Origin of the sequence: Kitasatospora sp. NPDC057512 (assembly GCF_042802135.1) — a bacterium.
Taxonomy (GTDB): domain Bacteria; phylum Actinomycetota; class Actinomycetes; order Streptomycetales; family Streptomycetaceae; genus Kitasatospora.
Genome location: NZ_JBHVET010001009.1, coordinates 1 through 2,411, shown reverse-complemented (window position 1 = coordinate 2,411; position 2,411 = coordinate 1). Strand labels below are relative to the sequence as shown.

Annotated in this window: 3 protein-coding genes; 2 read left to right on the top strand and 1 reads right to left on the bottom strand. The window is 74.9% G+C overall.

Annotated features, from left to right (window positions below; translation table 11 throughout):
- The first annotated feature begins 61 nt into the window (after window positions 1-61).
- Window positions 62-496 (top strand): CBS domain-containing protein, encoded by a 435-nt coding sequence (locus tag ACFU6K_RS36875; RefSeq protein WP_375873736.1) that lies wholly within the window; start codon window positions 62-64, stop codon window positions 494-496.
- Window positions 497-644: 148 nt separating this feature from the next.
- On the opposite strand, the gene ACFU6K_RS36870 is transcribed toward ACFU6K_RS36875, so the two are convergent.
- Complete coding sequence (locus ACFU6K_RS36870; protein ID WP_380670692.1) at window positions 645-1,592, bottom strand: AraC family transcriptional regulator; 948 nt, start codon at window positions 1,590-1,592, stop codon at window positions 645-647.
- A 171-nt stretch (window positions 1,593-1,763) separates the two neighbouring features.
- Here ACFU6K_RS36870 and ACFU6K_RS36865 point away from each other — a divergent pair, with 171 nt between their 5' ends.
- Window positions 1,764-2,348, top strand: coding sequence for a pyridoxamine 5'-phosphate oxidase family protein (locus tag ACFU6K_RS36865; RefSeq protein ID WP_380670690.1), 585 nt, complete (start codon window positions 1,764-1,766; stop codon window positions 2,346-2,348).
- Window positions 2,349-2,411 lie beyond the last annotated feature (63 nt).

Below are 2,411 nucleotides of genomic sequence, written 5' to 3'. Positions count from 1 at the left end.
GGCCCGCGCGGGGGGGGCGGCGGGCCCACCAGCGGGGGGAACCACCGACGAAGGAGTCCCCGTGACCACTGCCCGAGACATCATGCACACCGGCGCCCAGTGCATCGGCGCCCACCAGACGCTCGCCGAGGCCGCGCGGATGATGCGCGACAAGCACGTGGGCGCGCTGCCGATCTGCGGCGACGACCAGAAGCTCAAGGGCATCATCACCGACCGCGACATCGTGCTGCGATGTATCGCGGAGGGCAAGGACCCGGCCACGATGACGGCCATCGAACTGGGCGGCCACCTGCACTGCGTACGCGCCGAGGACAGCATGGAGGCGGTGCTGCGCAAGATGGAGCAGCACCAGATCCGGCGCATCCCGGTGATCGACGGGGACCGGCTGGTGGGCATGATCAGCGAGGCCGACCTGGCGATGGGCCACCGCGAGGGCCAGCGGCTGACCGATCAGCAGATCATCGAGTTCATGGACAGCGTGTACCTGAAGCACTGACCGGCTGACACCCCGCCCACCCCGTCCCCGCCCTGCCCCGCCCCGCCCGCTCCTGTGACCGGCCGGCCCCCCGTACCGGCCGGGCCCTTCGAGCGTGCCGGGCGGGGCACCGGTGCGTCTTGTACGAATGCGCACGCCTCAGCTCCCGTCAGCTCCCGGAGCCCCCGGCGTCCAGGGCGGTGCTGGTCACCCGCCCGCTGACCCGGTCGGTGACCCGCTCGGCGGGCCCGGGCAGGGCGGCGGCCGTGCGCCGGGCGGCCAGGAACGCGCGCGGCGAGCAGCCGACCATGGCGCGGAAGGTCCGGTCGAGGTGGGACTGGTCGTAGTAGCCGCAGCGCGTGGCCAGGTCGGCGCCGGTGGGCCGGTGCCCGGCGGGGCCGTGCCCGGCGAGGCGGTCCCCGGAGGGGTGGTCCTCGTGCGCGGTCAGGGCGTTGAGGGTGCGCTGGAGCCGGAGGATGCCGGCCGCCTGCTTGGGGGCCAGCCCGAGGTGCTCGCGGAAGCGCAGCTCCAGTCGGCGGCGGCTCCACCCGGTGCCCTCGACCAGGGTGCCGATCGGTACCAGCCCGTGCGAGTGCCGCAGTCGGCGCCAGACCCAGTGCACGGACGGGTCCCAGTCCGGCCCGTACGCGAACAGCGCGCCGAAGTACCCGTCCAGCATGGCGAACCGGGCCGGCCAGCTCGGCGCGTCGGCCAGCCGGTCGGTCAGCGCCCGCAGCCGCGGGCCCAGGACGTCCCCGGCTTCGGCCCAGTGCCCGCCGAGCTCGCCGGCCAGCGGCCCGAACGCCCGGAACGCGCCCTGCGGGGTGAGCGAGACGGCCAACCCGTGCAGCGCGCCCGCGTGTTCGGCGACCGTCGCGGTACGGCGCAGCCCGGCCGCGACCGAGCCGAAGGAGGCGGCGGCCGCGGGGGAGACGGCGTCGGTGAGGCTCATGGTGCCCTCGAAGGCGAGCGCCACGGTGACCACGTCCGTCGGCACCTCCAGCCGTCGGAGCGGCTGCCGCAGGGCCAGCCGGTAGCCGCGGTAGCCGAGCACGTACCCGTGCAGCGGCGCGGCCGGAGTTCCGACGACCGTCCCGGGAGGGGTGTTCCGGATCATCGCAACTCCCCAGCTCGGTCCGGCGGGTGACACGCGCACGGCCATCGTAGGCGGCACCGGCCGGCCCCCGGGAGGGCCCGGGCGGCGGGCGGGCGGCGCGGGGCGGCGCGGGGCGTCTCAGGGGGCGGAATCCGCTTTCCCGCCAGCCGAGACGGGGGCAGACTGGCGGGCATGGGAAAGCAGTACGAAGCCATCGACGGTCGGCTGCGCCGGTTCATCGAGCGCCAGCCGGTCTACTTCGTGGCCACCGCCCCGCTGGCCGCCGACGGGCACGTCAACCTCTCGCCCAAGGGCCGGTCCGGGACGCTCGCGGTGATCGACGAACTCACCCTCGCCTACCTCGACTTCGGCGGATCGCAGGCCGAGACCGTCGCCCATCTGCGGGAGAACGGCCGGATCACCCTGATGTGGTGCGCGTTCGAGGGCCCGCCGACCGTGGTGCGGGTGCACGGGCACGGCGAGCCGGTGTTCCGGGACGACCCGCGGTTCGCCGAACTGCTCGGCCACTTCGACCCGTCCGCCGACGGCTCCGGGCTGCGGGCGATCGTGCTGGTCAGGGCCGAGCGGGTCAGCGACTCCTGCGGGTACGCGGTGCCGTTCATGGACTACCGGGCCGACCGCGACCTGCACGCCCAGTACTTCGACCGCAAGGACGAGGAGGAGTTCGGTGCCTACTGCGAGCGCAAGCCGCTGGTCGGCAGCAGCATCGACGGGCTGCCGGCCGTTCCGCTGCCGCTCCCGCCCCGGCCGTCCTGACCGGTCCGGTTCCCTCGGACCCCGGGCGCCGGTTCCGTCGGGCTCCGGGCCCCGGGGCCGAGG

Excerpts from the sequence above, each read along its gene's own strand:
- ACFU6K_RS36870 (WP_380670692.1), bottom strand. The coding sequence starts at position 1,592 with ATGATCCGGAACACCCCTCCCGGGACGGTCGTCGGAACTCCGGCCGCG.
- ACFU6K_RS36865 (WP_380670690.1), top strand. The coding sequence starts at position 1,764 with ATGGGAAAGCAGTACGAAGCCATCGACGGTCGGCTGCGCCGGTTCATC.